The organism is Arthrobacter sp. Y3225116 (genome assembly GCF_059091245.1).
Genome location: NZ_JBNHGL010000644.1, coordinates 1 through 220, shown reverse-complemented (window position 1 = coordinate 220; position 220 = coordinate 1). Strand labels below are relative to the sequence as shown.

The 220-nt window shown below is 60.0% G+C and carries 1 rRNA gene; it reads left to right on the top strand.

Annotated features, from left to right (window positions below):
• Positions 1–139: 139 nt before the first annotated feature.
• A 5S ribosomal RNA gene (rrf, locus tag AC5RV2_RS19355) occupies positions 140–220 on the top strand; the annotation flags it as partial.

Below are 220 nucleotides of genomic sequence, written 5' to 3'. Positions count from 1 at the left end.
GCTACGCGTCCGCTATGTGGTTCCCAGACAACAACCCGTTGTCGTCCAGGGAACAAACAATTGAATACAGTTCCAAGCACAAGCTTGTAACCAACAGGTTTGCCGCCGCCCCGCAGGGGGTTCGGCGCGCACGAAGGGTTACGGCGGTCATAGCGTGGGGGAAACGCCCGGTCCCATTCCGAACCCGGAAGCTAAGGCCCACAGCGCCGATGGTACTGCA